The sequence below is a fragment of the Pseudomonas sp. P5_A12 genome (assembly GCF_056400685.1).
Window position 1 is genome coordinate 1 of record NZ_JBFUKU010000306.1, and the last position, 6,081, is coordinate 6,081.

Annotated in this window: 7 protein-coding genes; 3 read left to right on the plus strand and 4 right to left on the minus strand. The window is 59.9% G+C overall.

Going from position 1 to position 6,081, the window contains the following annotated elements; all coding sequences use genetic code 11:
* From AC1DSG_RS26170 to AC1DSG_RS26180, 3 genes are all read right to left on the minus strand, one after another.
* A partial coding sequence (locus tag AC1DSG_RS26170; RefSeq protein WP_477793481.1) for a hypothetical protein occupies positions 1 to 185 on the minus strand: 185 nt, incomplete at its 3' end.
* Positions 115 to 1,278, minus strand: a complete 1,164-nt coding sequence (nosP, locus tag AC1DSG_RS26175) for a nitric oxide-sensing protein NosP (RefSeq protein WP_477793482.1) — start codon at positions 1,276 to 1,278, stop codon at positions 115 to 117. The genes AC1DSG_RS26170 and nosP, both read right to left, overlap by 71 nt.
* A gap of 155 nt (positions 1,279 to 1,433) precedes the next feature.
* Complete coding sequence (locus tag AC1DSG_RS26180; protein WP_477793483.1) at positions 1,434 to 2,240, minus strand: sulfite exporter TauE/SafE family protein; 807 nt, start codon at positions 2,238 to 2,240, stop codon at positions 1,434 to 1,436.
* Between the two features lie 162 nt (positions 2,241 to 2,402).
* On the opposite strand from AC1DSG_RS26180, the gene AC1DSG_RS26185 reads away from it, so the two are divergent.
* Complete coding sequence (locus AC1DSG_RS26185; protein ID WP_477793484.1) at positions 2,403 to 3,266, plus strand: MBL fold metallo-hydrolase; 864 nt, start codon at positions 2,403 to 2,405, stop codon at positions 3,264 to 3,266.
* Between the two features lie 242 nt (positions 3,267 to 3,508).
* Here AC1DSG_RS26185 and bkdR read toward each other — a convergent pair whose 3' ends face one another.
* A complete protein-coding gene (gene bkdR / locus AC1DSG_RS26190; RefSeq protein WP_477793485.1) occupies positions 3,509 to 3,997 on the minus strand; it encodes a Bkd operon transcriptional regulator BkdR in 489 nt (162 codons plus the stop codon).
* Positions 3,998 to 4,182: 185 nt separating this feature from the next.
* Here bkdR and AC1DSG_RS26195 point away from each other — a divergent pair, with 185 nt between their 5' ends.
* Both AC1DSG_RS26195 and AC1DSG_RS26200 read left to right on the plus strand, forming a co-directional pair.
* Positions 4,183 to 5,418: a 3-methyl-2-oxobutanoate dehydrogenase (2-methylpropanoyl-transferring) subunit alpha gene (locus AC1DSG_RS26195; protein WP_452626094.1), complete on the plus strand. Its 1,236-nt coding sequence runs from the start codon at positions 4,183 to 4,185 to the stop codon at positions 5,416 to 5,418.
* A 1-nt stretch (position 5,419) separates the two neighbouring features.
* On the plus strand, positions 5,420 to 6,081 hold a 662-nt coding region (locus AC1DSG_RS26200; protein ID WP_477793486.1), incomplete at its 3' end, for an alpha-ketoacid dehydrogenase subunit beta.

The window sequence follows — 6,081 nt, forward strand, 5'->3', positions numbered from 1 at the left end:
GCATAAGGGTCATTGCCCCGGGTGATGCCGGACTCGATACGCTCGATCAGCGCAGCGTTGATGCGCTGCAATTTATGGTTGTCGTGGCGCAGGCTGAGCAGTTCGGTCTGTAGCTCAGCGATGTCCTGGGGCACGGCCGCGGGCAATGGCAACGCCGGTGAAGGTCTGGTTGATGTGCATGCCATTGAACTGTTCTCCGTAGGTGTTGAAACCCATCACCCGTTGCTCGCGCAAAAACGTCCCGATATCGTCGAGACGGCCGTCGTCTTCCAGTTCCAGACGCCTGAGAAAACAGTCGCAACCGATAGTCAGCATCAGGTCACCCAAACGTTCCTCCAGCCCCTCGAACAAGCTTTTCAGGTTCGGCAGCATGGGGCCCGGGGTCATGGCGGTGAGCACGATGCCATTCTCCACGGCGCAGTAAAAACTCAGGCTCAAGTCCGCATGCACCTGCTGAATCGCGCGCACGTAATATTGCTCGTTGATCTTCACGGCCAACGGGTGCGCGGCGAAGATTCGGTGATCCAGTTCATTCACCGGCACGCCGATGTGCCGGGCGTATTCGGCGGCGGCAGGTTCCGCGTTGAGCTCATAGACACGACGCGAGGCGCTGTCGGCCCCGGTCACCACCAGTTTTTCGGCCCGGGGCAGCATGTGGTGGGTGGTGAACACTTCGAAATCCAGCCAGGTATTGACCAATACCACCACCGCCGCACCGCTGTGAAAGGCGCCATCGAAGTACACATGGGTATGGGTCAGGTAGTTGTCGTCACCGGCCGAACCGCCAAAATGGGGAATGTCGCCCAATGCGGCACTCAAGGCGGCGAGGACCATTTCTTCACGGCTGGACAAACCATCGAGCAGGGTCAGGGCAAAACTGTTGCCCTTGATCGGTGCCACGGTGTTACTGCGACAGCCGCTGACCAGGCGCTCGACCATTTGCTGCGCATCGATCAGGCTGAAGTGTTCCATTTCGTCGATCAACTCGAGCGCAATGGAAAAGTGCCGGTGATCGAAACCCACCGCCGTTACGCAATTGCGTCCATAGCCCAACGGGGTGATTTCCCCGGCACTGGTGCAACCCGCCAGTCGAATACCCCCGAAACTGTGCTGCAAGGCCTCGCCCAGCGCCTGCAAGTCATACTCGGCGGAACAGAAAAACAGCACGAAGCCCAGATGCGGGTGCAACAATTGACGCGCCAGTTCCTGCGCCACTTGCCGGGCATCGGTGGCCTGGGACATTGCGCTGACGACACCTTCACCCTGGACCTGCTGCATCGTCGCCTCCCGCAGGTGCGTATGGTTGAGTCAGAAGTGTACGAAACCCGTGCAGCGCAACGAATGCTACTTGGGTAGCAGTCGGACGCTTCAATGGGATGAGAGTGGTGGAGACCGTCGCTGTGGACCCGAGCGGGCCCACATGCAGGGGATTTTCAGACGCCGGCCCTGAACAGCATATAAGCGGCAATCACAATACAGACGCTGGCAAAGCAGACCTGTAACGCCCGCGCCGGCACGTGTGCGCACAGCTTGCGGCCAATGATCATGCCGACGATGCTGGCGGCGATGAAGCTGACGCCGAGGCTATCGATGCGCACGCCGGCCTGAAACGCGCCGATCACGCCGATGGCAGAAATCAGGCTGATCACCATCAGGGACGTGGCGACGATCCCGCGCATCTGCACGTCGGTCAGTTGCTTGAATGCCGGGACGATCAGAAAGCCGCCGCCCACGCCGAGCAGCCCGGACACCACGCCCGTTACCGCGCCGAGCGACGCCAGGGTCGCCGTGCATTTGGCGGTCCAGGAGAAACGCCCGGTCTGCTGATCGAGCATGCAGTTTTTCTGCCCCCAGTTGGCGTGACCGTGATCGCTCGGCCCCGCTTCCTGACGCTCACGGCGCAGCATCCGCCAGGCGACCATGACCATCAGCAGGCTGAACAGAATCATCAGGATTTTTTCCGGCAACTGATGGGCGAAGTAGATGCCCACCGGAGAAAACACCGCGCCGAGCAGCGCGATCAGTAACGCCGCGCGGTACCGCACCAGGCCATGCCGCAACCCGTCAATAGCCCCGACCGCTGCTGCGCTGCCAACCGCAAACAAGGCGACGGGCGCCGCTTGGGTCATGGTCAAACCCAACCCCAGCACCAGGGCCGGCACCGCAAGAATGCCGCCACCGGCCCCGGTCAACCCGAGGACCAGGCCCATGACCACCCCAAAAAAACTTGCCAGCAACATAAACCACTCGTGATCTGCGGAAAAAGGCCGGGAACGCCCGGTATCGATGACTGACAGGATAGAGCCCGCGCAGATTTTTTCATCAATTGAATTGATTCGGGGCTGGTCAATGCGGGGAAAATGAAACTACCCTCGGTGCTTGTTCACATAGAAATGCTCACCATGCCTGCCTTGATTGAAGCTTTCCTCGACCCCGCCTCGTCGACCTRCAGCTACGTGATCTACGAAGCCGATGGCGGCCAATGCGCCATCGTCGACCCGGTGCTCGACTACGATCCGGCAGCCGGCAGGACGTGCACGGCTCAGGCCGATAAAATCATCGCGTTTGTGCGCACTCATCAGTTGCAGGTGCAATGGTTGCTGGAAACCCATGCCCATGCCGATCACCTGTCTGCCGCGCCTTATCTGCGCCGGGAGCTGGGCGGCAAAATAGCGATTGGCGAGTCGATCAGCAAGGTGCAAGGCGTGTTCAAAAGCCTGTTCAATCTTGAGCCGGAATTTTGCATTGACGGTTCGCAGTTCGATCATCTGTTCGCGCCGGACGAGTCGTTCATGATCGGCAATCTCAGGGCCTCCGCCCTGCACGTGCCGGGCCACACCCCGGCGGACATGGCCTATCTGATCGACGATGAGCAGATTCTGGTTGGCGACACGCTGTTCATGCCCGATGTCGGCACCGCACGTTGCGACTTTCCTGGCGGCAACGCCAACCAGTTGTACGCCTCGATTCGCAAACTGCTGGCCTTCCCGGCCAGCGTGAGTCTGTACGTTTGCCACGATTACCCACCCGAAGGCCGTGAACCCCAATGCATGACCACGGTCGGCGAGCAGCGCAAAAGCAACATTCACGTGCATGACGGCATTGATGAGGCGGCGTTTGTCGACATGCGCACGCGACGCGATGCCGGGTTGGGCATGCCGAACCTGTTACTGCCAGCGATTCAGGTGAATGTGCGGGCCGGGAACTTGCCCCCGGCCGAGAGCAACGGCGTGACCTACCTGAAAATCCCCATCAACAAACTCTGACGCCCCCTACCCTCTGCGTAGCAGCTGTCGAGCAACGCGAGGCTGCGTTTGCGGTGTGCCTGATAAAACCCGATTGCCGACTTTGCGACGGCTGCGCCGCCGGACGCTGCCTCGCGGTGCTCGACAGCTGCTACAAATCCCATCAACAAACTCTGACTCCCCCTCCCCCCCGTAGCAGCTGTCGAGCAACGCGAAGCTGCGTCTGCGATTTGYCTGCCAATACCCAATGGCCGGGATTGGGGTCAGTTGGAGAGGGTCAAGCCGTTGGCCGGCAATGGCAGTGCGGTTTTGTAGCGCACCTGCTTGAGGGCGAAGCTCGAACGGATGTTCGCCACGCCGGGGACTTTGGTGAGGAAATCCATCATGAAGCGCTCCAGCGACTGGATGGTCGGCACCAAAACCCGAATCAAATAGTCCGGGTCGCCGGCCATCAAATAGCACTCCATCACTTCCGGGCGATCCGAGATCGCCTCTTCAAAATGTTGTAGTGCTTCCTCCACTTGCTTCTCCAGGCTCACGTGAATGAACACATTCACATGCAGGCCCAGCAGGTCCGCATCCAGCAGCGTCACTTGTTCACGAAYCAGTCCCAACTCTTCCATCGCCTTGACCCGATTGAAGCACGGCGTCGGCGACAGATTGACCGAGCGTGCGAGGTCGGCGTTGGTGATACGCGCGTTCTCCTGAAGGCTGTTCAAAATGCCGATATCGGTACGGTCCAGTTTGCGCATGAGACAAAATCACCTGTTTTTTATGTTTGTACAGATTTTTTATCCTCAAATGATCTTCGACGCAACGAAACAGAGATAAATATTCTTCTGCGCCGGGCCTATGATTGTTGTAGGACAAGATTTCTTCCACAGAAGAATGACGGTCAGCTCACTACAAGAAATTCACAAGATCGAGCGTAGAAGCCATGAAACAAGCGTACGAACCGCTGCAACTGCACGTGCCCGAACCCTCGGGCCGTCCTGGCTGCAAAACCGACTTCTCCTACCTGCGTCTGACCGACGCTGGCACGGTGCGCAAACCTTCCATTGACGTTGAACCCGCCGACACCGCCGACCTGGCCAAAGGCCTGATTCGCGTGCTCGACGACCAGGGCAATGCCCACGGTCCGTGGGCTGAAGACGTACCGGTCGAGATCCTGCGTAAAGGCATGCGCGCCATGCTCAAGACGCGGATCTACGACAACCGCATGGTGGTCGCCCAGCGTCAGAAAAAAATGTCGTTCTACATGCAGAGCCTCGGTGAAGAAGCCATTGGCACCGGCCAGGCCCTGGCCTTGAACATCGACGACATGTGCTTCCCCACCTACCGCCAACAAAGCATCTTGATGGCCCGCGACGTACCGCTGGTGGGCCTGATCTGCCAACTGCTGTCCAACGAACGCGATCCGCTCAAGGGCCGTCAGTTACCGATCATGTACTCAGTCAAAGATGCGGGCTTTTTCACCATTTCCGGCAACCTCGCCACCCAATTCGTACAGGGTGTGGGCTGGGGCATGGCCTCGGCGATCAAGGGCGACACCAAAATCGCCTCGGCCTGGATCGGCGACGGCGCCACCGCTGAAGCGGACTTCCACACCGCCCTCACCTTCGCCCACGTTTACCGTGCGCCGGTGATCCTCAACGTGGTCAACAATCAATGGGCGATCTCGACCTTCCAGGCGATTGCTGGCGGCGAAGCCACCACGTTTGCTGGTCGTGGCGTCGGCTGCGGCATTGCCTCCCTGCGGGTTGATGGCAACGATTTCGTCGCAGTCTACGCCGCCTCTGCCTGGGCCGCCGAACGTGCGCGCCGCAACCTCGGCCCGACCATGATCGAATGGGTCACCTACCGCGCCGGTCCACACTCCACCTCCGATGATCCATCCAAATACCGTCCTGCCGACGACTGGAGCTACTTCCCGTTGGGCGACCCGATTGCGCGCCTTAAGCAGCACCTGATCAAGATCGGTCACTGGTCCGAAGAGGAACACACCGCCGTCAGCGCCGAACTGGAAGCCGAAGTCATCGCCGCACAGAAAGAAGCCGAACAGTACGGCACCCTCGCCGGCGGCCAGATTCCAAGCGCCGCGACCATGTTCGAAGACGTCTACAAAGAGATGCCGGAGCACTTGAAGCGCCAGCGTCAAGAGTTGGGGATCTGACATGAACGACCACAACAACAAAATCGAGCTGGAAACCGCCATGACTACGACCACCATGACCATGATCCAGGCCCTGCGCTCGGCCATGGATGTGATGCTTGAGCGTGACGACAACGTCGTAGTCTTCGGCCAGGACGTTGGCTACTTCGGCGGCGTGTTCCGCTGCACCGAAGGCCTGCAGACCAAGTATGGTACCTCCCGCGTGTTCGACGCGCCGATTTCCGAAAGCGGTATCGTCGGTGTCGCCGTGGGCATGGGCGCTTACGGTCTGCGCCCGGTTGCCGAGATCCAGTTCGCCGACTACGTGTACCCGGCGTCGGACCAGATCATTTCCGAAGCCGCCCGCCTGCGTTATCGCTCGGCTGGCGAGTTCACCGCCCCGATGACCCTGCGCATGCCTTGCGGCGGCGGCATCTACGGCGGCCAGACCCACAGCCAGAGCATCGAGGCGATGTTCACCCAGGTGTGCGGTCTGCGCACGGTCATGCCATCCAACCCCTACGACGCCAAAGGCTTGCTGATTGCCTCCATCGAAAACGATGACCCGGTGATCTTCCTTGAGCCAAAACGCCTGTACAACGGCCCGTTCGATGGCCATCACGACCGCCCGGTAACCCCGTGGTCGAAACACCCGGCCGCACAAGTTCCGGACGGTTACTACAC